The sequence below is a fragment of the Enterococcus sp. GPZ-007 genome, from assembly GCF_059374735.1.
The window spans coordinates 146266-168809 of record NZ_JCAFYN010000002.1 but is presented as its reverse complement, the minus strand read 5'-3'; the positions used below and the strand labels follow the sequence as shown (position 1 = coordinate 168809).

Annotated in this window: 24 protein-coding genes; 4 read left to right on the top strand and 20 right to left on the bottom strand. The window is 40.8% G+C overall.

Features of this window, described 5'->3' with window-relative positions:
• Nucleotides 1-14: 14 nt before the first annotated feature.
• Together AC4J95_RS02540 and AC4J95_RS02535 are read left to right on the top strand one after the other, a co-directional pair.
• On the top strand, nt 15-710 hold the full coding sequence (locus AC4J95_RS02540; protein ID WP_316401609.1) for a response regulator transcription factor: 696 nt from the start codon (nt 15-17) through the stop codon (nt 708-710).
• Nucleotides 707-2443: a sensor histidine kinase gene (locus tag AC4J95_RS02535; protein WP_494548473.1), complete on the top strand. Its 1737-nt coding sequence runs from the start codon at nt 707-709 to the stop codon at nt 2441-2443. The genes AC4J95_RS02540 and AC4J95_RS02535 overlap by 4 nt, the downstream gene beginning before the upstream one ends.
• A 102-nt stretch (nt 2444-2545) precedes the next feature.
• Here AC4J95_RS02535 and AC4J95_RS02530 read toward each other — a convergent pair whose 3' ends face one another.
• The gene (locus AC4J95_RS02530) at nt 2546-3418 is read right to left on the bottom strand and encodes a phosphate ABC transporter substrate-binding protein PstS family protein (protein ID WP_494548472.1); all 873 of its coding nucleotides are present in this window, start codon (nt 3416-3418) and stop codon (nt 2546-2548) included.
• 247 nt (nt 3419-3665) lie between these two features.
• Between AC4J95_RS02530 and AC4J95_RS02525 the strand changes: the two genes are divergently transcribed.
• A complete protein-coding gene (locus AC4J95_RS02525) occupies nt 3666-3866 on the top strand; it encodes a DUF4649 family protein (protein ID WP_494548471.1) in 201 nt (66 codons plus the stop codon).
• 38 nt (nt 3867-3904) lie between these two features.
• Here AC4J95_RS02525 and AC4J95_RS02520 read toward each other — a convergent pair whose 3' ends face one another.
• Nucleotides 3905-5071 carry a pyridoxal phosphate-dependent aminotransferase gene (locus AC4J95_RS02520; RefSeq protein WP_494548470.1) on the bottom strand — a complete coding sequence of 389 codons (1167 nt, stop codon included), beginning with the start codon at nt 5069-5071 and terminating at the stop codon, nt 3905-3907.
• 340 nt (nt 5072-5411) lie between these two features.
• Here AC4J95_RS02520 and AC4J95_RS02515 point away from each other — a divergent pair, with 340 nt between their 5' ends.
• Nucleotides 5412-5795: a hypothetical protein gene (locus AC4J95_RS02515; protein ID WP_316401614.1), complete on the top strand. Its 384-nt coding sequence runs from the start codon at nt 5412-5414 to the stop codon at nt 5793-5795.
• A gap of 39 nt (nt 5796-5834) precedes the next feature.
• Here AC4J95_RS02515 and AC4J95_RS02510 read toward each other — a convergent pair whose 3' ends face one another.
• The 18 genes from AC4J95_RS02510 to rimP all read right to left on the bottom strand — a co-directional run bounded on the left by AC4J95_RS02510 (nt 5835) and on the right by rimP (nt 22490).
• Nucleotides 5835-6743 (bottom strand): helix-turn-helix transcriptional regulator, encoded by a 909-nt coding sequence (locus tag AC4J95_RS02510; protein ID WP_494548469.1) that lies wholly within the window; start codon nt 6741-6743, stop codon nt 5835-5837.
• Nucleotides 6744-6902: 159 nt separating this feature from the next.
• Nucleotides 6903-7091 carry a DUF6440 family protein gene (locus tag AC4J95_RS02505; RefSeq protein ID WP_316401616.1) on the bottom strand — a complete coding sequence of 63 codons (189 nt, stop codon included), beginning with the start codon at nt 7089-7091 and terminating at the stop codon, nt 6903-6905.
• A 207-nt stretch (nt 7092-7298) separates the two neighbouring features.
• Nucleotides 7299-8126, bottom strand: coding sequence for a MerR family transcriptional regulator (locus tag AC4J95_RS02500; RefSeq protein WP_494548468.1), 828 nt, complete (start codon nt 8124-8126; stop codon nt 7299-7301).
• A 20-nt stretch (nt 8127-8146) separates the two neighbouring features.
• Nucleotides 8147-8887 (bottom strand): ABC transporter permease, encoded by a 741-nt coding sequence (locus tag AC4J95_RS02495; protein WP_494548467.1) that lies wholly within the window; start codon nt 8885-8887, stop codon nt 8147-8149.
• Nucleotides 8880-9602: an ABC transporter ATP-binding protein gene (locus tag AC4J95_RS02490; protein WP_494548466.1), complete on the bottom strand. Its 723-nt coding sequence runs from the start codon at nt 9600-9602 to the stop codon at nt 8880-8882. Before AC4J95_RS02490 ends, AC4J95_RS02495 begins: the two co-directional genes overlap by 8 nt.
• Nucleotides 9603-9671: 69 nt before the next feature.
• Nucleotides 9672-10070 carry a GNAT family N-acetyltransferase gene (locus AC4J95_RS02485; RefSeq protein WP_494548465.1) on the bottom strand — a complete coding sequence of 133 codons (399 nt, stop codon included), beginning with the start codon at nt 10068-10070 and terminating at the stop codon, nt 9672-9674.
• 137 nt (nt 10071-10207) lie between these two features.
• Nucleotides 10208-11152, bottom strand: coding sequence for a riboflavin biosynthesis protein RibF (gene ribF / locus AC4J95_RS02480; RefSeq protein WP_494548464.1), 945 nt, complete (start codon nt 11150-11152; stop codon nt 10208-10210).
• 201 nt (nt 11153-11353) lie between these two features.
• Entirely contained in the window at nt 11354-12295 is a 942-nt protein-coding gene (truB, locus tag AC4J95_RS02475; protein WP_494548463.1) for a tRNA pseudouridine(55) synthase TruB, read from the bottom strand.
• A gap of 545 nt (nt 12296-12840) precedes the next feature.
• Nucleotides 12841-13482, bottom strand: a complete 642-nt coding sequence (locus AC4J95_RS02470; RefSeq protein WP_494548462.1) for a DUF2922 family protein — start codon at nt 13480-13482, stop codon at nt 12841-12843.
• 38 nt (nt 13483-13520) lie between these two features.
• Nucleotides 13521-13904 (bottom strand): hypothetical protein, encoded by a 384-nt coding sequence (locus tag AC4J95_RS02465; RefSeq protein WP_494548461.1) that lies wholly within the window; start codon nt 13902-13904, stop codon nt 13521-13523.
• A gap of 510 nt (nt 13905-14414) precedes the next feature.
• On the bottom strand, nt 14415-16496 hold the full coding sequence (locus AC4J95_RS02460; protein ID WP_494548460.1) for a cation:proton antiporter: 2082 nt from the start codon (nt 16494-16496) through the stop codon (nt 14415-14417).
• A 4-nt stretch (nt 16497-16500) separates the two neighbouring features.
• Complete coding sequence (locus AC4J95_RS02455; RefSeq protein WP_316405536.1) at nt 16501-16791, bottom strand: hypothetical protein; 291 nt, start codon at nt 16789-16791, stop codon at nt 16501-16503.
• Between the two features lie 123 nt (nt 16792-16914).
• Nucleotides 16915-17262 (bottom strand): 30S ribosome-binding factor RbfA, encoded by a 348-nt coding sequence (gene rbfA / locus AC4J95_RS02450; protein ID WP_088932914.1) that lies wholly within the window; start codon nt 17260-17262, stop codon nt 16915-16917.
• A gap of 81 nt (nt 17263-17343) precedes the next feature.
• Entirely contained in the window at nt 17344-20106 is a 2763-nt protein-coding gene (gene infB / locus AC4J95_RS02445; RefSeq protein WP_494548459.1) for a translation initiation factor IF-2, read from the bottom strand.
• A 12-nt stretch (nt 20107-20118) separates the two neighbouring features.
• Nucleotides 20119-20421: a L7Ae/L30e/S12e/Gadd45 family ribosomal protein gene (locus tag AC4J95_RS02440; protein ID WP_316405539.1), complete on the bottom strand. Its 303-nt coding sequence runs from the start codon at nt 20419-20421 to the stop codon at nt 20119-20121.
• Complete coding sequence (gene rnpM, locus AC4J95_RS02435; protein ID WP_316405540.1) at nt 20414-20710, bottom strand: RNase P modulator RnpM; 297 nt, start codon at nt 20708-20710, stop codon at nt 20414-20416. Before rnpM ends, AC4J95_RS02440 begins: the two co-directional genes overlap by 8 nt.
• Nucleotides 20711-20729: 19 nt before the next feature.
• A complete protein-coding gene (gene nusA / locus AC4J95_RS02430) occupies nt 20730-21947 on the bottom strand; it encodes a transcription termination factor NusA (RefSeq protein ID WP_316405541.1) in 1218 nt (405 codons plus the stop codon).
• Nucleotides 21948-22016: 69 nt separating this feature from the next.
• The gene (gene rimP / locus AC4J95_RS02425) at nt 22017-22490 is read right to left on the bottom strand and encodes a ribosome maturation factor RimP (RefSeq protein ID WP_316405542.1); all 474 of its coding nucleotides are present in this window, start codon (nt 22488-22490) and stop codon (nt 22017-22019) included.
• Nucleotides 22491-22544 lie beyond the last annotated feature (54 nt).

Sequence of the window (22544 nt, the reverse complement as noted above, 5' to 3'; positions counted from 1 at the left end):
AAAAGGAGACACTTATGAAACGTGTATTAGTTGTAGACGATGAGATTTCGATCGTAAAGTTATTGAGCTTTAATTTAGAAAAAGAAGGCTACGCCGTCACTACCGCCGAAGACGGAAAAGAAGGCTATGAGCTAGCCTTGAATGAGAAATTTGATTTTATTATTTTAGACGTGATGCTTCCCTCGATGGATGGTCTGGAGATCGCCAAAAAGCTGCGGCAAGAAAAAGTTGACACGCCAATTTTGATGCTGACAGCCAAAGATGATGCGATTGACCGGATATTGGGATTGGAGATTGGAGCCGACGACTATTTGACCAAGCCGTTTTCTCCTCGAGAAGTCTTGGCTCGAATGAAGGCCATCTTCCGACGCGTAGAACCACGGCAGGAATCAGTTGAACATGAATATTTGTCAGCCGGTGAGATTAAGGCTGACCTATCGAATTATCAAGTGACTGTTCGTGGGGAAAAAATTGAGCTGACACCGAAAGAATTTGAATTGCTGGTTTATTTCATGAAACGCAAAGAACGAGTGATTGATCGCGACACCCTGCTTGATCGGATCTGGCAATATGATTTTTCTGGACAGAGTCGGATCGTGGATGTCCATGTGTCTCATCTCCGGGAAAAAATCGAAGTCGATCCTAAACATCCACAGTATCTGCAAACCGTGCGGGGCTTCGGCTATAAGTTTCAGGTGCCGGAACAATGAAGCGCAAACACCTAGATTACCTTGTTCCGCTTCTATTGATCTGTCTGCTTTTCTTTGGTAGTTGGAAATTGGCCAACCATTTTTATACGAAGGAACTATTGGAACAACAAGAAGAATTCTTGACCAGTAATGGTGAGCTGATGATCCACCGACTTAATTTGGAAGAGCTGAATTCAGAAGACAATAAGCAGGCGATCGAACGTTTTTCTAAGGAAGCCAATGATCGAATCACCTTATTAGATGCCAAAGGGAGAATCATTTTTGACAGTTCTGAGCCTCATCTTTCTGGCAGTCGAGAAAATCGTCCGGAAGTAAAAATCGTTTTAAACAGCAACGATGTTGGGTCCTCGGTTCGTTACAGTACCACACTAAAAACTGAGTTGCTGTATACAGCCCAGCCAATCAGATCTGGGGACAAGACGGTCGGTATTTTACGGGTGGCAAAAAGAACTTCCGCTTTTCAACCGAAAACGCGGAATTTTCAGCGATCCATGTTTATTGTTTTACTTCTTTTTTATGCATTTATCTATTTGATTATCTGCTACTTGACGTATCAACGGAATCGCCCAATTGAAACGGTACTGCCTGTCTTACAGCGAATGCTGAAAGAACCAGAAAAGAGCAATTATGTTATGCAGAATTCACCACAATGGCAAGAGCTCTATCTGACGGTTAATCAAATCGGCGAACAATTGAATGAAACATATGCCGCGTACACCTCCACTGAAGAGCAATTTTCAACGCTTTTTCACGAGTTAACTATCGGTGTTTTCATCATTGATACCGAAGGACGTTTTGTAATGATCAATCCAGCGATGGAAGAACTGTTGCAAATCGGCGGCGCGAGTCAGCATTATTATTGGCAAGTGATTGAAGACAATAAATTCATCCAGTTAATCCAACAGGTCCTAGTGGATAAGAATCAAGTCCATCAGGAAATCGCGACCAAGCTTCCCAGCTCGATGAATTTGGATATTCGTTTACGTTATATTGAAAATGAGCTCAAGGGAGATCAAATCATGGGGACCGTCTATGATTTAACCCATGTTCGTCGCTTAGAAAAAATCCAGAAAGATTTTGTCGGCAATGTTTCCCATGAGTTAAAAACACCCGTCACCTCTTTACTAGGTTTCACCGAAACACTATTAGATGGAGCGAAGGACGATCCTGAATTGACCGCAGAATTTTTAACGATCATGCAAAACGATGCCAAACGCCTGCAGCGTCTGATCCAAGATATTATCGAATTATCAAAAGACAGCGAGGATCTTGCCGATGATCGGCAAACGATTGAACTGAATTACTTCCTGCAGCAGCAGATTGATTTGTATCAGCATTTACTGAAGGATAAACAAATCACTGTTACGATCGATGGGGCTGAGAATTGCTTCTATCAAACGCGGTTAACCTTCTTCCAGCCGATCATCAAAAATCTTTTGGAGAATGCGATCCAGTATTCCCCTGAAGAAAGTCAGATCGAATTGAAGTACCGTTTGACGGATCAATTAGAAATAACGGTCATCGATCACGGCATCGGGATGTCTAGAGAAGACCAAAAAAGGATCTTTGAACGATTCTATCGAGTAGATAAAGCTCGCGCACGTCACTCGGGCGGAACAGGATTGGGGCTGGCAATCGTTAAGGAATACAGCGAAATTCTTGGTGGAACGGTAGAAGTCGAAAGTCACCCACAATTAGGTTCTACCTTTACCATTAAATTACCTAACAAATAAGGTGTAAATGTATCTTTTTCCTACATTACTGAACAGAAGAAAAGCCGAACAGCGAATTACTTTCTACTTTGAAAGTAAATCACTGTTCGGCTCTCTTTATTTTTATTTCACTGTTCCGTCAGCAGAGCGTTCTACCTTCATAGAAGTGATTGGTAGATAGCCCAATTCTTTAACAGGACCATTTTGGATATCATCACTTGTCATATACTCCAAGAAATCTGCCAAAGATTTATCTGGTTTTCCATTTGTATACATGTGTTCATAAGACCAGATTGGCCATTTGTTGGTGGTAATATTTTTGTCATTGGCTGTTACTCCATCTAGCTGCAAAGCTTGCAGACTGTCATCAACATAAGATAGTGCTAAGTAGCTGATTGCTCCTGGAGTTTGTGCCACGATTTTTTTCACCGTTCCCGATGAATCCTGTTCTTGTGACTGGATCGGCTCTTTGCCGTCTAATCCCCATTTTTCAAAAGTCGCACGCGTTCCGCTGCCTGAAGCACGGTTAACTACTTGGATTGCTTCGTCTTTTCCGCCAAGCTCATTCCAGTTTTTGATTTTGCCAGTAAAGATATCGATCAATTGTTGTTTAGTGATATCTTTTACACCAACATCTTTATTAACGACTGGCACAAACCCAACGACTGCTACTTTATGATCGACTAGCTTACTTGCATCCACTCCGTCTTTTTCCTCAGCGAAAACATCGGAGTTTCCGATTTCAACAGAACCGCTCTCAACTTGGCTCAAGCCGGTGCCGCTGCCGCCCCCTTGAACAGAGATTTGAACATTCGGATGATCCTGCGTATAGCTTTCCTGTGCCGCATCCACTAACGGCTGCAGCGCTGTTGAACCAACCGCTGTAATTTTTGTCATTTCCTCTTTTGTTGAGTCGGAATCCTTCGCTGCGTTTCCGCTGCCGCAACCGGCTAAAAGAACCCCTGAAAATGCTAATGCCAAAATAATTTTCTTCATCATGTACACTCCTCAGTTTAGATAATCAATAGATTTTTATAAGAAAATCGGTAGTGATTAACGACCGTATCTCTTATTTTTAGTACACCGTTACTTTACCAATGGAACGTAAATATCTGATTGAAGGGATGTAAACGATCGGTAAAGAACTGTAAATGTTTGGTAAAGACAAAATCTCTTACTTTTTATTAGTTCTGGTGTACAATACTGTTGCAATGAAAAATCCAAATGAGAGAAGCGAAACAAGATGTTAGTGATTACTTATGAATTAAACGACTCAGAAAAAGAAAAAACTTATGCCAGTGCCAATGATTTTGTCGCTGCACAATTAAAAGAAGTACCCGATCTGCCAGATTATTATCATGTCGTAAAAGCCAGTGTCGATGGTAAAGAAATCAACTTGGATGACAAAACTATCAGCGGCTTATTCAACTACTTAAACAAATAAAAGAAACGATCAAATCGAAAAAGATTTGATCGTTTCTTCTATTTGCCTAGATAAGTTGCTAAACGGTTCATCGCTTCAACTAGATTTTCCATCGAAGCCGCATAACTGATTCGGACATAGCCTTCACCCTCTGGTCCAAAGGCAATCCCTGGAATAATTGCTAATTGATTTATTTCGGCTAAATCAATACAGAAGGCCATTGAGTCTTGCTCATACCCGGCTGGAATCCTAGCGAAAATGTAAAACGCTCCTGACGGACGAGCCACCTCAAAGCCAAGTTTTGTCATCGCCTGATAAACATAATCTCGACGTTCACGGTATTCCTCCCGCATCACTTCCGCGTCAGAAATCCCTTGTACCAACGCCCGAACTGCTGCTTTTTGCGAGATCGTCGAAGCCGCTGTTACTAAATATTGGTGAACTTTGATGATCTGTTCGACCAGTTCTGCTGGTGCAAAAATGAAGCCGATCCGCCAGCCGGTCATCGCATGGGATTTAGACAAGCCGTTGATAACGATTGTTTGTTCACGTAAATATTTTCCAAACGAGACATGCTTCGTCTCATAATTCAATTCACTATAAATCTCATCACTGATCACAAAAACAGGATATTTTTTCAATGTCTCACTTAATGCGGAAACTTCTGCCTCATTGTAGGCAACCCCTGTCGGATTAGATGGTGATGTAATGATGACCGCTTTTACTTTATCTCCGTGCTCTGCCATCGCCTGATCAATTTGCTCCGGCGTCAAAACAAATCCCGTTTCTCTAGTGTCAATATAAACAGGTTCCGCTCCGGCTAATAAGATTAATGGTTCGTATCCCGGATAAGTTGGTGCCGGTAATAACACCTTGTCGCCAGCCTCCAAAATGGATAGCAAGCTCGCCGATAATGCTTCCGTGGCCCCCACTGTCACCAAAACTTCCGTTGTTGGTTCATAATTGACCGTATATTTTTCAGATAAAAAACGGCTCGCTGCTTCTCGAACATCGATCAAGCCAGACATGCCGGTATAATGGCTGAAATTATCTTTGATCGCCTGCTGCCCTGCTTCTTTTACGTGCTCAGGGGTATTAAAATCCGGCTCGCCTAATGTCAGCTTCAGCATATTAGGAATTCCAGAGACTTTTTCATCAAATTGACGAATCAATGAGACGGCGATTTCATACACATTTTTGTTAAATCGATCTTGCAATTTATTCATATAACCCCTCCATTTCTAATCATATTATCACAATCTCTCAGATAGTAAAGAAAAAATATTCTGCGTCAGCGCAGCGATTCGAAAAGCAGAAGCAATCTTTCCTCTTTAAAATATCAAGGACGAGTCATTTTTTTACTTTCTCAACTATAATGTCTATTTCCTTTTTAGAATCGCAAAAATATTTTCTCAATAAAAAAATTTGATTCCAAAAAGGTAATGGTTTGTTGATAGCAGTATAAAATAACTTTCATTATCCACTCTTTTTTTCTGTTTTCGTTGAATTGACCATTTGACAGTCATAAAATAACAATAGAAGAATATCTAAAGGAGGCATTTCACCTTGCGCAAGATAAAACTCGTACAATTACCCTTCATATTCTATTTGATTCCTTATGTTCACCTATCCTTAGCCATTGACTATCTATTTGACTCGATCATAGGTATTTTCTTATTTTTACTGCTTACGATAATTATTGGTTTCTACGCTAAAATGACCAAGCAGCTTGCTTTATTGATTTTTGGTAATCTCATCAATATTATTTTGAGCTGCTCGTTGATTGTTTTCAAAAGTCCTTTAGTCAGCTTGTATCATTCCTCTTCACCCTTCGAAGCTGCTATTCCATTGATCGCTCTTTTTCTGATTACTCAGCTGACGGGTATTTTTTGGGGCTACATTCTTCGAAAAGAAAGCTCATTATCAATCAGCAAAGAAAAAAGACAATAAAAAACTTCGGATCGTAAAAAATCCGAAGTTTTTTTTAACTTAACCGACTAGTTCTTTTGTTGGCTTAATCCAGATTTCAATTTTTGGCTCGTCTGTCACATTGACATATTTTTGAATCAGGAACGGCTCCATATCCTCCATCCCGATTCCATGCCTTTTAAGCCAGGTTTCAAAGAAATAGTTATTCGCTTTATATAAAGCATCTTCGACTAAATATTCAAAGTTCTCTGCCTCAAAAGAGCAAACATAATACTCACCTGGCTTAATACAAAATTGATGAAAGTTTTCTACCTTACTGTCATCAGATTGACCACCGACAAAATACAGAACTTTTCCCGGTGTTGTGTCATAAGTAAAATAATCAATTTCCAGCGCATCCTCAAATAAATTCGGAATAGCGTCCTTCTTCTCATGAAATTCATCCCACAGTTCAATCAACGTATTCACGCCAACATTATTCATTTCACGGGAATCAACTTGGCTGGAAACACCTGTGTAATATTCCTCTTCATCAAGTCTCCGTTGATTCACTTCAAGCACCATATCATCCACCATTAATGGAACACTTTCATCCACCATCGTATAATAAATGGACAGATCCGGCTTCAAAAAGTCCGTCAAAAGTATTTTGTTTTTACGATAAGCTTCAGGTGTCACACCATAAAGCTCTTTGAACGCTTTTGTGAAAGTCTCATGACTGTTAAAGCCATACTCAACAGCAATATCGGCAATCCTGCGATCGGTTGATTTCAGTACAGGCTTTGCATTCGCGACTCTCCGAGCTTTGATGTATTCATTCACTGTTTTTCCGACTAAGCGGCTAAACAATTTTTGAAAATAATACATGGATAAAAAAGAAACCTGCGCCAATTCTTCAATTGTCATTTCCTCTTTGATATTCTCTTCGATATAGTCCACTGATTTTTGAATAGCTTCCCAAGCATGCATCTTATCCATTCCCCCTAATTAAGTAATATCACTGACCTCATCCAACGAAACGTTTCAAAAAAATTTGATTGGACGTGCTGGCAAATGATGATTTGTTGGATTACTTTATAATAAAAGTTTAGCATAAGAATGAAGAGCAAGCTTGTTCGCTAGTGCTGTCTATTTTTTATCTAACTCTTCTACTGGAGTAATGATTGGTTTGCCATCTTGATCTAGTAAAGGCGTTAAACCGCCAGCATAGCCTACTTTATTGAACATGTAGTTCACACCCGTCTCTCGATCAACGAATATCATGATTGCATCCAATTTTCCTTGAGAATATACCCTTACAAAACGATCCTTTGCCATTTTTCATTCCTTCTTTCTGTTTTTTCGCTGTAACGCTTTCATTAAAACTAAACCTAGCGTAGCATAACAAACTAAGCCAAACAATTACTTATTGTCATTATTCTTCAAAAAATCACAATTATATAAGCTTCAATGAGATTATTTTTCTATGTATTCGGCAGGCTACGCAAAAAAAGAAACCCTTTTACAAAGATTTCTTTTGATTGATTATATTTTCTTTACTGGAATCTGAATCTCAGTCAGCCACTCTTCTTCACTGTCCTTATTCCACATCCCATCGATATAATTTTCGCGTACATAATCGATGATCTCGTATCCATTATCCTCAGCAAATTTAATCGCTGCAGCAAATGCATTCGGTATTGAAGTGTACGGTCCCTTGTGCATCGTACAGATTGCAGTAGGTATTTCATCAATCTTTTTGAATTTCAAGTCACCGAAGTCTTCTTTCATTTCGGTCACTGCTTCACAAATTTCAATATCAATGTTCTCTTCTTTGTATTCACCATCGTGATAAATATTAAAGCAATATTCGGGCATTGTACAAATGCAACCGGCTTTCTCCATCATAGCCCCCATTTCTGGAATCATTGAAGAAAGAAACTCAAAATCAGGAATGACTTTCCGTGTGGATGCAACAATAACTTCAGGTAATCTTTTGATCACCATATGATAATTTTCTTCTTCTTGCTGCAGGTATCCTTCGATCTGGGAGAGCATCGACATCCGCTCAGATATTTCCTTCATTAATTGCTGCTTCTTTTTTTGTAGTATTCGTTGTTCACTTTCTCCGTCCTGAACACGTTTGATCTCTTCGATGCTGTAGCCGATCCGACGAAGAGCCATCAAGCGATGCAGTGGTTCCAATTGACTAGAACTGTAATAACGATACCCATTATCAGGATCAATGAAGCGGGGACGCAACAGCCCCACTTCATCATAGTAACGCAACGCTTTGATCGTCACCTGATTCATTTTTGAAAACATGCCGATCCGATATAATTTCTCCTCGACCTTTTCACATTCACGCTCCATGCAATCCCCTCTTTTCCTCTCTATTCCCAACGGAAGAATTTCGCCGCTAAGCCAAATCCGATAATACTGATCGCAACCAAAAGAATCAAGACAAATTGAGGATTCCCAACTGGTTGATTGAGGCTGACACTTTTTAAAAGCTGCACTCCTTGCGTCAGCGGTAGAACACTCGCTACTTTCTGCATGCCGCTTGGAAAAAGTTCAAACGGAATCACGGCTCCGGACAAAAACAGCATCGGAAAATAAACCAGACTGCAGACCAGATTCGCAATCTTCATATTTTTACATAAACTCGCGATCAACAATCCCAAGCTATACATCGCAATCATAACCAAAAAATAGCTGGCTATCAATAACATCCAACTGCCCTGGATTCGGTAGCCAAGAAAGAAGACTGATACCAAAGCGACCAAACTAGCTGAGATCACAGCAGTAGCCATTGCAATCAATACCTGGGTAGCAATCAAATGTCCCGGAGACGCAGGTGTCACGAAGAAGTGCTTCAAAATTTTCTTATCACGATAATCACATATCGTTAACGGGATGCCCATGAATGCAGTTGCACAGATACCAACGACTAATAATGAGCTGAAGCTGCTGTCTAAAAATGTATAGGAAGCATTGCCCGCCTGCTTGTTTCCAGCGATCATAGTCGTTAACAGCAAGACTCCTAAGGGCATCCCGATTCCAAACAAAACACCATCAATTGAACGAAGGGCCAGCTTTCCTTCAACCTTTGCCAAACTAAGTACTTTATTCATCGTCATCCTCCCCCACAAACCAAAGATAAGCATCCTCCAAATTGTCCTGAGAGCTCTCGGCCAACAGTTCAGGAATCGTTCCTTCTACAACTACGCTGCCGCGCTTAATCAGAAAGATCCGATCACACAAGATCTCGGCCTCTTCCATGTAGTGGGTCGTCAAAAAGATCGTCAAATTTGTTTCTTTAAGTTTCAGCAACGTCTGCCAAACATTCCGGCGAGCCTCAGTATCCAATCCCGTCGTCAATTCATCTAAGAAGATAATCTCCGGATCAGGTATCAAAGCTAAGACGATCGACAATTTTTGTCTTTCACCGCCAGACAACTTCTCAACAAATTGAGTTTCAAACTTTCCTAATTTGAATAATTTCAATAACTCTTGATAATCTCGCGGTTGCTGATACAAACTCGAAAGCTCTCGACACAATTCACCTACCCGAATATTATTCTGATAACTGGAAGATTGAAGCTGAACCCCAACTTTCTCAAAAACTTCCCGGCGCCGTTTTCGTGGATCTAATCCTAAAATTCTGGTCGAACCCTGATCTGGTCGTTTGATGCCCAAAAGTGTTTCGATAGTGGTTGTTTTCCCCGCTCCATTTGGCCCCAATAGACCAAAAACTTCACCTTTGTTAATGGTGAAGGAGAGTTGGTTGACGATTTTCTTTCCGCCGATTTCTTTTGTTAGTTGATCTGCTACGATAGCTGTACTCACATGATCCTCCCCTTTCATCAACAGAATACTGTCTCCTGTTAAGGGAGAGTCAACGACTTTCTGAAACTTTTATTGCGGCTTCACAATAAAGATCGTTCCCTCTTTTTGATACCCTTGTTTTTCATAATAAGGATCAACATCACTCATTACATAAACCGTTTGCTCAGGAAAATCTTTACAGGCTTGCTCCATCAAATAGCGCCCATAATTTTTCCCGCGACACTTATGATCTATTAATAGATCATAAACATATACGCCAAAGCCGTCATCTTCGCGGCAGCGAGCATACCCACAGATTTTTTCTTCTTCAAAAAGCAAGTAGGTGATCGATGTTTGAATCGCACGTAAATAGTTTTCTTTATTCTTCTCGTTACAGTATTCATCCCAATCGGCTTCTTTTTCCATCATCGCGAACAATTCCTCTGTATCACCTTTTTGATAAGGTCGAATGTACCAAGTTTTATCCATGAAGAACTCCTTTTTATTTTAATGATAGCATATGAGATATCCCTATAATCAAAAAAGTAGCCAAAGAAAAATAAAAAACCGAATGGACATATTCTATCAAACTCAATAAAATACATTCACTCGGCTTATATATAATTTTACTTTTTAAAATAATCTCTCGTTGCTTGCTCATCTGCTTCAAGCTGTCGGATCAATCCATCAGCGGATTCAAATGCCACTTGTCCCCGCAGCATATGGTACCAGCGTACTTTTACTTTTTCACCATAGATTTCTTGATTAAAATCCAAGATATTGATCTCAACTGTTAAGATGCGATTCGTTCCGAAGGTATCATTGTGTCCAATTGAGCCCATCGCCGGATACCATTGATCGCCAACTTTGATTTTGTTGACGTAGACACCCTCTTTAGGCAACTTCATGTCATCAGGTACTTGGATATTCGCTGTTGGATAGCCTAGAGTTCTTCCCCGTGCTTCGCCATGAATCACCGTACCACTGATCTCGTAGACATAGCCTAACAGATGGTTGGCTTCATCTAGTCGTCCCTCAGATAACAAACGACGAATCCGTGACGAGCTGATTTTTTCCGTCTCATGGCCTTCCGTTTTTTTCGCGACGATCACCACTTCGAAACGATCCTTCGCATATTTAGGCAAATTCTCGGCATCCGCTGTCTGGTCTTTGCCAAAGTTGTAATCAAAGCCTGAGACTGCCACCTTTGCATGCAGTCCAACAATATACTGATCAACAAATGCTTGCGGCTCTAACGCCGCAAACGATGAAGTGAACGCAACTTCATATAAAAGGTCTACGCCTAGCTCTGCCATGCGTTCTTCTTTTTGTTTCAAGGTTGAAAGATATTGGATTGGCTTGCTCTGCACTTGCTGAAAGACGATCGCCGGATGTTGATTGAAGGTCATTACTGCCAATTTTAAATTCTTTTCTTGCGCAATTTTCTTCCCAGTATTGATCACCTCTTGATGGCCTCGATGAACACCATCGAAGAAGCCTAAGACTAGTACACAGTCTCCTGCTGGAATTTCTTCTGGTTTATAAGGATGACGTAATTTAACAATTTCCATTTGCTATAGCTCCTAATTCATATTAATGTAATTATTTTTCTTACAGAAAAATAAAGCTGATCTTCATGCCGTATATCATCCAACTAGATCTTTTAACTTCGGTTTATCTTAGCTAGGGATTCGTTTTCTGGCAAGACGTACTGTGAAAAGTTGGACTGACACCTAATTCATATTAATCGAATGTTTTTTTTCACCGCTATACTATTTTTGAAGAGCCGGACTAATCTCATTTCTAATCACTTTGCTAGGCTTTAATAGCCATTCTTTTTCTGGATGCTGACTGTAGAGGCTGACTAATTGGTTCTGATAGAAAAATGCAATCAAATCCCCCGGCATTTTTTTCAGACCAAAAGTCGCCATAGGCAACACTTGTCCATTTTTTACTTTCTGCCAATGGGCTTCTGTCAGATCAATTCTCGGAAAATCCTTCATCGCTTCCTCGATTGGCTGAAGTGCTTGGTCGATCTGCCCTTTTTCCATCAGCTCACTGACTTGTACCAAAGTGACTGCTTGACCTACGGAAAATCCACCACTAGCTAAACGAGTTAAGTCTGACATATGAGCAGGATAGCCCAGCTTGGCGCCAAGATCTACTGCCAGCGTCCGAACATAGGTCCCTTTGCCGCAGGTAACTTGAAAACGCCAGCTTTGTGTTTTCGTTTCTTCATTATATTTTGGATCTGTTGTTCGTTGGAAGCTTTCGATCACAGCTTCACGCTTTGGTCGCTCGACCGTTTCTCCTGCACGTGCATATTCATAGAGCCGTCTGCCATTCACTTTGACCGCTGAATACATCGGTGGTACTTGTGTGATCTTTCCGATAAATGTAGCCATCATCTGATCAATCTCTTCTATTGATAAAGGAGTTTCGACTGTTTTAGTCTCAACAACTTCACCGCTGCGATCCTCCGTTGTCGTAGAAAAGCCCAAAGTGATTTCACCTTCATAAATTTTTCCACTATCCTGTAAATATTCAATCACTTTAGTCCCTTTACCAATGCAAATAGGCAGTACACCATCGACATCAGGATCCAGGGTCCCTCCATGTCCAATCTTTTTTGTTTGTAGAATCTTTCGTAATTTAAAGACACAGTCATGACTTGTCATGCCGCGTTCCTTCCATAACGGCAAGATACCGTCCATCGCTGTTTCCTCATTTCATTTTATATAATCAACGCTCCCATTATAGCATAGCTTTTCAGAGAATTGGCAAGCCAACTCTGACTCATTATTCTTTCGTTCTGATATTTTACAAAGTCGAATCCACGGCAAAAAAGATATGCCTTTCAGCATACCTGCGAACTGGTATTAAGCGTTCTTTCCTTCTTTTGGATCAAATGGAACCCATCACAAATAAGCCTAACAGTCTCCATAATTTTTTAACAAAGGAACAGCTTCATAATAGAGACCATCCTCAAAGCGAACAAGCTCATGCAATAGCCCTGCCGCAAATTCTTCGTGAGTCAAAATCGACGTGATCCTCTACTCAGGAACCAGATTAGCGCGCACTCCTCTGATTTCTTTTTGGAGGATTCACTTCGATGTTCTTCACAAGAATTAACGGTTCTTATCGCCTAGATCGCTCTGTTGAGTCTGTTGAGTCAACCAAAAGGGCAGCTTTAATACACTGTAGTCCTTGCAGCCAATCCGCGGTAATTGGCTGGTCTGGATCTCGGGTATTTATAGATTTATTCTAGCCACCTTCGCTTTTTCAAACGATCCCAGAGGCTCTGTTTTTCTCGCTGCCCCTGTGGCGGTGAGGCGTTGGCTTTCTCCTCTATTTCCTCTTTGAGCTCCACCAGCAGCTCGATACGGACAGGATTCTCCTCATTGTGGATATTCGCTTCAATCGGCTTGCCGCCCTCCGGCACTTTAGAGACGATTAATGCGCGTTTCTGTTCCTGGAATAAATGATTCAGCTTGAGACCCAATGGTAGCTCCAGCACTTGTTTCAATACAGTCGGTTCGACCATTTTCTCTTCAATGACTGTTAACTTGAACTCTTCAAACGATGGTTTTGGCTGTTCACTAACAACTACGTGCTCGTCCATTACCTGCGTGTTCACAGGCGCAGCTTCTCCCACGGTCACTTCAATCACTTCATCACTGCTATTATCAAAGATTATCCGGTCGAAGTCTTCGAAAAAGCTGGCGGTGATGACTTTATCAAATAATCGGGCGTCCTTCTTATTTCGAAAAAGATCGACCGTTGTTAGTTTCTCCAGTGAGGCTCTGATTTTTTCCGGTTCAATATCGGTATTGGCTTTTTTGACCCGCAGCTTATGTTTTCTGCCTAAACTATTCTCAAATTTTGCGACTAAATCTGCCATGATCTCCCCTCCTTATCCATTAAATTTTTTGGTTCTGTTCACGAACCCACCAAACCTTGCAACGGTTCTGTAATAAACTGGCTGATGACTTTTTCGATTTTTTCTTTGATAAATGATTTGGCCGCAAATAAACGCAGGCTGACAACTTTCCATTCCTTCGAAGAAAAATAATTCTTGAAATAAATATAATAGCGGCGCAGCGTACGCGAAGTCTTGCTTTTCATCAGGATTCTCCGGACTAGTTCCATCATGCAGAAAGAAAAATCTTCTTCTGCCAGTTCATCTCGTACCTGAAGCGCTACCAGAATTTGGATCGTTTGTTTTGCGTCATGGGTGTCGTTAAAGTAGCGATCCATTCGCTTTTCAATCGTTTTGCGTTTAAGCGAAAAGAACTGAGTTGGTGTAAATAGTGGCTTTTCCATAGTTGTACCTCCTTGTTTGATTCGAATGTCGTGTATCATTCAACGAAAGTGTACGAGTTGAAAAACATTCTTTTTTGTCTTATTTCATTTTTCTCTGTGATCACGCCTCGACTATAATCCTATAAATCAGTAGTTGTCAAACCACCAAAAGGCCCTTTTCGTTATTTAACAAGTCCATAAATGCTGCAAGAATGAGACTTATTCTAGAAAAAAGAAATTTGGTTTATTAATTTTTTACTTTCAATAAACTACTCCACCAGACAGTATCTCAAACTGGTATTTTAAAATCCTGCAAAAGCTATCAGATAAACACGTAGCAAGAGTCCAAATTGTTGTTTTATAGCCTATATGGCGCTTATTTTTTCGCCTTGACACCTTGGTTTAAACTTTTTGATAATTTAGGCAGAAGTCGCTCACACATCCTTTAATGGTTAGATTGTAGTCTGATAAAAAATGTTTGTCTTCCTTCAAATGCAAAAAAGAACCGTCATATTTCTATGACGATCCTCTTTAATAATTCTTTTCTTTTGCCTTTTTCTTTTGCCGCTGCCGATTGATCACAAATGAAATACTTGGATCTGATGGTTGCTGTATTGCGTAAGATTCCAACTGATTCACCTGATGACGATAATTATTGGCAGCAAAACTGGAAATATCCTCACTTACTTCGTACTTATCAATAATTTTTCTTTCCAAGTAAAATCCGCGAATCAACTCTTTTGCATAAAGCGGGTCTTGCTGAATCAAATAGGTTCCAAATAATCCATGACCACTGACTTGATTCATCAAATTCTTTCGTTCATCCACAAAGAAATCAATTAAGTCTTCATCGTAAACATCCCGCAGATTTTCCAAACTGTCCAGTATCGCCTCGCTATTGCGAATAAATATTTTTCTGAGTGAGGAAATATCTTCATTATCAACCGTTTCCTTGCGCTTTTGCCGACGCTCCCAAAACATTTTCGGATGTATAATGACACGGATGATCCGGCGGACAAAAATCAGCCAGAAACTTAATAATGACAGCATCTGCTTGGTCACAGATTCAGACACATTGGAAATGAAGCGCGAATATAAACGATAGGCGCCTGAGTCAATTTGATGTCTTCTGAAGCTTTCATCTAGTCCATCACGTTCAACGGAAATGATCAAAGCTTGGATTTCTTGAAATTCCTGCTGTGCGCTCTCCGGCATCGAATTATTAAAGACCATTTGGATACGTCCTTGATAATTCGCAATCACCGCAAGCAATGCAAAGCGTTCCTTCTCACTCAACTTCTTATTATCTAAGTCATCATAAAGTTCACTGATGACCTCTCTCAAGATCAACATCAATTTCGGATCCGTTGGTGGGACAACTTCACCTTCCGATAGAAGCGGCAGTAGGATCATACCAATAATCAAGGTCAAGAAGGTCACAGAAGCCGTAATAAAAAGTAGTAAGGAGCGTTCTGGAAATTCCATTCCGTTGATTGTTGTAGGTAAAATAAAAATCGTGGCGATGCTGACCGTTCCTTTTACTCCACCAAACGTCAGCAATAATCGATCTCTTAGTTGCGCATGACTTTTCTTCCAGCCTTGAGTCACAAAATAAAAACCACTTACGAACATAAAGCGTAGAACGAACAATAGCACTGTAAGCAGCAATACGATTCCTAACAAATGAATATTTGAATAATTGCGACTATTCCAAACAGGAGAAAAAACTTGCGACAACTCGATCCCTAGAAAAATGAAAACCAAGGCATTCAGCATGAAGCTGATGGTACTCCAAGAGCTTTCAGTCACGTTAGACAACTGTGCCTCAAATAGATTCACACGACGAAATCCAGTTGCTTGCAGCACTCCTGTTACAACAGCCGCGATAATTCCAGAAGCATGGAACAATTCAGCAATAAAATAGGCTGCAAACGGTAAAATCAATTCTATCAGCAAATATGCTGAAACATCCTGAGCAGAGATTCGCTCAATGATTTTTATCACTTCATTTTTAAACCAAATAACCACTAAACCAACTAATACACCTACGATACTTGATTCAATCAAGGATATCGATGCATCAGTCGCCGAAAATTGACCAGTTAACAGGGCCGCTACCGCAAACTGAAAGGCGGTAACTCCTGTTGCGTCGTTAATCAGGCCTTCTCCTTCTAAAACGTGCATGACAGATTCAGGGATATTTAGACGCTTCGCCAGCGAACTGACCGCCACCGCATCTGTTGGTCCTAAAGAGGCCCCAAAAGCCAAACAAGCAGCGATCGGAATCGCTGGCAGAATACTATGCAAAACAAACCCCAAACCAAAGAGGGTAAAAATCACACCGCCAAAGGCCAGCAGCAAAATCAACCCAAAATGCTTTAATATTGAGGGAATATCTGCTGTCTCACCTTCGCGAAATAATAACGGTGCAATGATCATTACAAGAAAAACTTCTGGTTCAAAATGGATTGAAGTACCGACTTCGGTAAAACCAAGAATGATCCCAATAATAATCTGGATCATAAAAATGGGAAAAGATGGAAAAACTTTTGCTAAAACATTCGATAAGGTAATGGCAATGGCTAAAATGATAATGATCTCAATTAAGCCCATTCACTCACCTCTTGGCACAATTCTCTTTTGCTTTGAATAATAATTTTAAAAACTCTCTTTTCTTACTAATGATGCGGTCTTCTAGCTCTGATAGTTCCTTTGACTCGCCATCTAGTGAAAGCTGAGCGCGTTTTGTTTCCATACGCAGCAGGTCATGCTTCATTCGCTCTAATTTACGAGAAGTTAACACATTGATTCTCTTAATTTTTTGTTTCACGGCTTTACGTTCTTCAGGGCTCAAATTTTCAAATTCTTTATGGAGAGCCTTCATCCGTTCTTCAAATTCCGTAGTCATTTTAGACTATGCCTCCTTGAAAAATATCCAGCAAAAGGATTAATTACAAACTGCATACACTTTAACAGGATTTGTTCAATAATGCAAAAAAGAACCCGAAAAATTTTTCAGGTTCTAACGAATTTATTCTTTATTTAAGTCACGAATCATTTGATCAATCTTAGAACCATATTCAACTGATTCATCTAATTCAAAAAACAATTCCGGTGTCTTGTAGATCGACAAAGCATGTCCTAGTTCACGACGAACTAAACCACTTGCTTTATTCAATCCTTCCTGCGCCTTTTCTTTGTCTGAAGCTTTATCAGATAAGAGACTATAATAAATCGTCGCTTGCTGCAGGTCGCCAGTGACATGAACATCTGTGATATTCACATCTTGGACCCGCGGATCACGAACTTTTTTTCGTAAGATGTCGTTGACTTCTTTCAAAATCTCTTGAGCGAGACGACGATCGCGATAATTTGGCATAACGATTGCCTCCTGTTCATCTTCATTCATTTTATTATCAATACCCCGCTGCATATTGTGAATACGCAGCGGAACTGATAGTTATTTTGGTTTAATTTCTTCCATAACGAATCCTTCGATGACATCATCTACTTTGATGTCGTTAAAGTTTTCGATCATTGCACCACATTCAAAGCCCATTTTGACTTCTTTCACATCGTCTTTGAAGCGTTTCAAGCTGGCAAGTTTGCCTTCAAGGATGACGATGCCGTCACGGATAATCCGCACACCGCTGTCACGTTGAATCGAACCTTCAGTGACATAACATCCGGCGATCGTACCGACTTTAGAAACTTTGTATGTTTCACGAACAGTCATTTGACCCGTAATTTTTTCTTCGTACTCAGGATCAAGCAGACCTTTCATCGCTGTTTCGATTTCTTCGATGGCCTTGTAAATGATCCGGTGTAAACGAATATCTACTTCCTCAGCAGCTGCTTGTTGTTTCGCTTGTGGTGTCGGACGAACGTTAAATCCGATGATGATCGCATTACTTGCTGCGGCTAGAGTCACATCGCTTTCGTTGATGGCACCTACAGCTGAATGGACGATCTTCACACGTACGCCTTCAACATCAATCTTATTCAATGACGCGGCTAATGCTTCAGCAGAACCTTGTACATCCGCTTTGATGATGACATTAACTTCTTTCAATTCACCTTCTTTAAGGGATTCGAACAAGTTGTCCAATGTCACACGAGCACTTGCACTGCGGTGTTCAAGCAACGCACGTTTGGCACGTTCTTCCCCAGCAGCCCGAGCTGTTTTTTCATCATCAAAGATTGCGAAACGATCGCCGGCCTGCGGCACATCATTCAATCCAGTGATTTCAACTGGTGTCGCTGGTCCAGCAGTCTTGTCGCGACGACCAATATCATTCGTCATTACACGAACACGACCGTACGTATTCCCAACTACGATTGGGTCACCGACTCTCATCGTACCTTGTTGAACTAGTAATGTCGCAACTGGTCCTTTACCTTTATCAAGACGGGCTTCGATAACTGTTCCGATTCCGTGCAGCGTTGGATCAGCCTTCAAGTCTTCCACTTCAGCGACTAAAAGAATCATTTCTAATAGTTCGTCGATGTTTTGATTGAACTTCGCAGAAATTTCTACAAAAATCGTATCGCCGCCCCATGCTTCAGGAATTAATTCATATTCACTCAATTCTTGCATGACATGTTGAGGGTTGGCACCTGGTTTATCAATTTTGTTTACTGCAACGATGATCGGAACTTTCGCCGCTTTCGCGTGGTTGATCGCTTCGATCGTTTGCGGCATCACACCATCATCTGCTGCCACGACTAAAATCGTGATATCAGTGATACTTGCCCCACGAGCACGCATACTAGTGAAGGCCGCGTGTCCTGGTGTATCCAAGAAAGTGATTGGTTTGCCGTCAATATCGATTTGGTAAGCACCGATATGCTGTGTGATTCCGCCTGCTTCACCGCTTGTTACACGAGAATGACGCAATGTATCTAACAACGTTGTTTTACCATGGTCAACGTGACCCATGATGGTAACAACTGGTGGACGAGAAACTAAGTTTTCTTCGTTTACATCTTCTGCATCGAAGAAACGGTCAATATCCGCAATATCAATGGTAACTTTCTCTTGTGGTTCAATACCGTAATCTGTCGCCAGTAATTCAATAGTGTCCTTATCCAACGGTTGGTTTTGGTTAACCATTACACCCATCATGAATAATTTTTTAATGATCTCTGCTGGTTCACGATAAATTTTCTTCGCGATATCCGCTACGTTCATACCTTCTGTGTATTCCAATACTTCTGGTAATTCACGGAATTTACGTGGTGGAACAGCAGGTTTATTGCTTTGTTGCTGTTTACCTTTTTTGCCTTTTTTGTTGAATCTGTTTTTGTTGCGATTTTGATTACCGCCAAAACTATTGTTGCGGTTTTGGTTGCCATAATTATTTTTATTGCGGTTTTGTCCTCCACCTTGGTTTGATCCGCCTTGATTCGAACGTTGACCTTGGCTAGAACTGCTTTGATTTGTTCGAGGTCCTTGGTTCGCACTGCCTTGTGCTGGACGTTGACCTTGGTTTTGACGTTGTGTGTTGTTTGCACTGCCTTGTGCCGGACGTTGACCTTGGTTTTGACGTTGTGCGTTGTTTGCGCTGCCTTGTGCCGGACGTTGGCCTTGGTTTTGACGTTGTGCATTGTTTCCACTGCCTTGTGCTGGACGTTGGCCTTGGTTTTGGCGTTGCGCATTGTTTGTATTCCCTTGCGCTGGACGTTGGCCTTGGTTTTGGCGTTGTGCATTGTTTCCACTGCCTTGTGCCGGACGTTGACCTTGGTTTTGACGTTGCGCATTATTCGTATTACTTTGCGCTGGGCGTTGACCTTGGTTTTGACGCTGTGCATTGTTTGTGTTACTTTGCGCTGGACGTTGGCCTTGGCTTAAACGTTGTGCATTGTTTGTGTTGCCTTGTGCTGGACGTTGTTGTCCTTGATTTGAACGGTTTGCGTTCGTTGAGTTGTTCTGTCTATTATTTTGTGTCAAGTCTTTATTCCCTTTTCTATTCTGGAAATTAGGATTATTCCTAGAGCTCTTTCCATGGAATTTTGGTTTTTCGTGCTGGTTAGCTGATGGTTTTGCTTGAGTAGTTTGTTGCGGTTTGCTAGAAAAAGCCTGCTTCAATTTTGATTCATCATCTCCAGATAATGAACCCATATGATTTTTCACATCAATCCCTAAAGTCTGTGCCTTTTCCACGATATCCTTACTTGATTGATTCACTTCTTTGGCAAATTCGTATACTCTCTTATTTCCCATGCAATCACCTTCCTAACCTGTTATTAACGTCATAATTTTGTTGGCGAAGCCTTGATCTAATACCCCGATAACTTTTCGCGGTTTACCAATCGCTCCTAAAATCTCTCCTTGAGTAAATTCGACAAAACATGTCGTTTGATAGTATTTGCTTTTATCTGATACTTTTTTTTGAGTGTTTTCACTCGCATCAGTAGTGACAATCACGAGCTTCACGTTTTTCTTACGGATCTCATTAATCGTCATTTCTTCCCCTGTGATCAGTTTGCCTGCACGCATTGCAAGGCCTAACATGTTCAAGGCCTTCTGTTTATTCATTGCCGAAGAGCTCTTTTCTGGCTTTTTGGTGTTTCACATAATCAAGTAGTTCTTGATAAAACTCATCACTTAAATCAATGCCGAGTGTTCGGTCCAAGATTCGCTTTTTCCACGCTTCTTCTACTTCAGCTGGCTCTAACGCGACATAAGCGCCGCGTCCGGGTTTCTTCCCGGAAGGGTCAATTGAAACTTCCCCTTCTTTTGACTTAGCGATACGAATCAATTCTTTTTTAGGGAGCATTTCACCGGAAACAACCGATTTACGCAAAGGAACTTTTCTTTTTTTCATTTGCTGTCCTCCTAATGAACTATTGGTCAGTCTGATCGGAAGCGATATTTTCTTCATCTTCAATCATATCATCAATAGTTACTTCTGCTTCTGATTCGATGTCCTCTACTTCAGTTTCAACTGCTTCCACTTCTGAATTGATTTCTTCAATTTCAGTTGCAATCTCTTCAATTTCTGATTCATCATAATTGGCATAAAACTCTTCCATATCAGACTCAGACTTGATATCGATCTTGTGCGCGGTTAACTTAGCTGCCAAACGTGCATTTTGTCCGCGTTTTCCGATGGCTAATGATAATTGATAATCTGGAACGACTACAGTACATACCTTTGGATTATCAATGTCGAAGATCACATCTTCAACTTGAGCTGGATTTAAAGAGTTCGCGATAAATACTGCTGGATCTTCATCCCACTCAACGATATCCATATTTTCGCCTTTTAATTCATTTACGATTGCTTGAACACGTTGTCCTTTTGGTCCCACACATGTTCCGACTGGATCAATGTTCGGGTCAGTTGAACGAACGGCAACTTTCGCACGATCCCCAGCTTCGCGAGCGATGCTGACGATTTCAACAATTCCATCATAGACTTCCGGAATTTCTTGTTCAAATAAGCGGCGCAATAAATCTGGATGGCTGCGACTTACAAAAACTTGCGGTCCTTTGGATGTGTTTTCTACACGAGAAACATATACCTTGATCCGGTCATGTGGTTTGTAATGCTCATTTGGCATTTGGTCTTGTTTTGAAAGAACCGCTTCGATCTTACCTAAGTTGACATAGATATAACGATTATCTTGGCGTTCTACAATACCTTGCATGATGTCCTTTTCGTAAGCACTGTATTCGTTGTAGATGATGCTGCGTTCTGCTTCACGCACACGTTGCAAGATTACTTGCTTCGCTGTTTGTGCTGCAATTCGGCCGAAATCTTTTGGTGTAACTTCAAAACGGATCGTGTCGCCGATTTCATAGGCTGGATTGATATCCATGGCATCCTTCAATGAAACTTCTAATTGTGAATCCATTACTTCTTCCGTTACTTCTTTTACGGCGTAAACATGGATGTCACCTTTTTTCTCGTTGAATTCCACTTCAACATTTTGTGATTGTCCGTAATGACGTTTATAAGCTGAGACTAAAGCCGCCTCCAACGCATCGATCACGATTTCTTTTGAAACACCTTTTTCTGCTTCGAGAGTATCCAACGCATTCAGCATTTCTTTACTCATTTCAACTTTCCTCCTAGTTCATATTAACGAATCTATTTTTCAAAGAAAAATAGGTTTGATTTCCATTAATTAAAATTCGATTGCAAAACGCGCCTTGGCGATATTTTTGCGTTCAAAGACCATGTCTTTTGTCCGCGTTTTGATTTTGACTGTCAGAGTCAATTCATCCTCAGTCAATTCTTTCAAGAAGCCTTGGTATTGTTTTTCGCCATCAATATTTTGATAAAGCGAGATGTTGATATATTGTCCCATTGCTTTTTGGTAATCTTCTTCTTTTTTCAATGGACGTTCGGCTCCCGGTGAAGAAACCTCAAGGAAATACGCTTGCGGGATCGGATCTGGGTCGATCGAATCCAGCTTATCACTAAGCTTTTCGCTAACGAAGGCACACTCTTCAATGTCGATACCGCCCTCTTTATCAATAAATACTCTTAAAAACCAACTTTTTCCTTCTTTGACAAACTCAACCTCGACTAACTCAAAATTTTGTTCATCTAAGATCGGTGTTACTAAGTCAGTCACTGTTTCGACAACACTACTCAAACTGTCAGCCTCCTTAATTCCATTAAAAAGAGTGAGCGAAAAATCCGCTCACTC

Coding starts and splice junctions, on each gene's coding strand:
- AC4J95_RS02540 (WP_316401609.1), top strand. CDS start 15: ATGAAACGTGTATTAGTTGTAGACGATGAGATTTCGATCGTAAAGTTA.
- AC4J95_RS02535 (WP_494548473.1), top strand. CDS start 707: ATGAAGCGCAAACACCTAGATTACCTTGTTCCGCTTCTATTGATCTGT.
- AC4J95_RS02530 (WP_494548472.1), bottom strand. CDS start 3,418: ATGAAGAAAATTATTTTGGCATTAGCATTTTCAGGGGTTCTTTTAGCC.
- AC4J95_RS02525 (WP_494548471.1), top strand. CDS start 3,666: ATGTTAGTGATTACTTATGAATTAAACGACTCAGAAAAAGAAAAAACT.
- AC4J95_RS02520 (WP_494548470.1), bottom strand. CDS start 5,071: ATGAATAAATTGCAAGATCGATTTAACAAAAATGTGTATGAAATCGCC.
- AC4J95_RS02510 (WP_494548469.1), bottom strand. CDS start 6,743: ATGCATGCTTGGGAAGCTATTCAAAAATCAGTGGACTATATCGAAGAG.
- AC4J95_RS02505 (WP_316401616.1), bottom strand. CDS start 7,091: ATGGCAAAGGATCGTTTTGTAAGGGTATATTCTCAAGGAAAATTGGAT.
- AC4J95_RS02500 (WP_494548468.1), bottom strand. CDS start 8,126: ATGGAGCGTGAATGTGAAAAGGTCGAGGAGAAATTATATCGGATCGGC.
- AC4J95_RS02495 (WP_494548467.1), bottom strand. CDS start 8,887: ATGAATAAAGTACTTAGTTTGGCAAAGGTTGAAGGAAAGCTGGCCCTT.
- AC4J95_RS02485 (WP_494548465.1), bottom strand. CDS start 10,070: ATGGATAAAACTTGGTACATTCGACCTTATCAAAAAGGTGATACAGAG.
- ribF (WP_494548464.1), bottom strand. CDS start 11,152: ATGGAAATTGTTAAATTACGTCATCCTTATAAACCAGAAGAAATTCCA.
- truB (WP_494548463.1), bottom strand. CDS start 12,295: ATGGACGGTATCTTGCCGTTATGGAAGGAACGCGGCATGACAAGTCAT.
- AC4J95_RS02470 (WP_494548462.1), bottom strand. CDS start 13,482: ATGGCAGATTTAGTCGCAAAATTTGAGAATAGTTTAGGCAGAAAACAT.
- AC4J95_RS02465 (WP_494548461.1), bottom strand. CDS start 13,904: ATGGAAAAGCCACTATTTACACCAACTCAGTTCTTTTCGCTTAAACGC.
- AC4J95_RS02460 (WP_494548460.1), bottom strand. CDS start 16,496: ATGGGCTTAATTGAGATCATTATCATTTTAGCCATTGCCATTACCTTA.
- AC4J95_RS02455 (WP_316405536.1), bottom strand. CDS start 16,791: ATGACTACGGAATTTGAAGAACGGATGAAGGCTCTCCATAAAGAATTT.
- rbfA (WP_088932914.1), bottom strand. CDS start 17,262: ATGCCAAATTATCGCGATCGTCGTCTCGCTCAAGAGATTTTGAAAGAA.
- infB (WP_494548459.1), bottom strand. CDS start 20,106: ATGGGAAATAAGAGAGTATACGAATTTGCCAAAGAAGTGAATCAATCA.
- AC4J95_RS02440 (WP_316405539.1), bottom strand. CDS start 20,421: ATGAATAAACAGAAGGCCTTGAACATGTTAGGCCTTGCAATGCGTGCA.
- rnpM (WP_316405540.1), bottom strand. CDS start 20,710: ATGAAAAAAAGAAAAGTTCCTTTGCGTAAATCGGTTGTTTCCGGTGAA.
- nusA (WP_316405541.1), bottom strand. CDS start 21,947: ATGAGTAAAGAAATGCTGAATGCGTTGGATACTCTCGAAGCAGAAAAA.